General features: G+C 67.0%; 1 protein-coding gene. It reads left to right on the top strand.

Annotated features, from left to right (window positions below):
• Positions 1-321: 321 nt before the first annotated feature.
• A partial coding sequence (locus G6O54_RS36975) for a recombinase family protein (protein WP_165236168.1) occupies positions 322-798 on the top strand: 477 nt, incomplete at its 3' end.

Here is a 798-nt window from a genome sequence, read left to right as displayed (position 1 = left end):
TCATAAGCGTGAGCATGGTGCTCCAGATGTTTCATGCTACCAGCCCCCGCCGGCTCCGGTTATAGTGGCCGCATCCGCACTTCTGGAGCTTGCTGACTGGATCGAAACGCGACGGGACACCTCGCAAGGAGGGTTGCCATGCGACGCAGGGCCTCTGCACCGGTCCCCCCCCATCGATCGCCGGGGTGAATTCGCCTCGCCTCGTGCCGGCGCGCCCCCCGTGGACCGACCTGCCCCCCGAGGAGCAGGAGACGATCGCCCGGACGTTGGGCGAGGTCTTGATCCGAAGGCTCCTGGACGCCGACCGGCCGGAGGGCGCCCATGAACAGCCTTGACCCCTCCAGCGACCGGCGTTCGGCGACTTCGGCGCCGCTCGCGGAGCCCGCCGGCCGGCCCGGCAAGATCCGGCCCTGGCACCTCGAGCGGTTGGCCGTCGTCTACGTCCGTCAATCCAGCCATTATCAGGTCATCAACAATAAAGAGTCGGCCGAAGTTCAGGCCAACTTCCGCGACCGCGCCCTGGCCTGGGGCTGGCCCGAATCCCGGGTCGTCGTCATCAACGACGACCAGGCCCAGAGCGGGACGTCCGCCGACGCCCGGGACGGCTTCCGGTGGATCCTCACCGAGGTCAATCTCGACCACATCGGCCTCATCCTCGGCTTCCAGATGAGCCGGCTGTCGCGCGCCAATTCCGACTGGTATCATCTCCTTGAGCGTTGCGCCGTCTTCCACACCCTGCTCGCCGACCAGGACGGCATCTACGACCCCACGCTCTACAACGACCGCCTGCTGCTGGGA

Source organism: Aquisphaera insulae, from assembly GCF_011064615.1.
Taxonomy (GTDB): domain Bacteria; phylum Planctomycetota; class Planctomycetia; order Isosphaerales; family Isosphaeraceae; genus Aquisphaera; species Aquisphaera insulae.
Note: the sequence above shows the minus strand (reverse complement) of the source record. Positions and strands in the feature narration are given on the sequence as shown.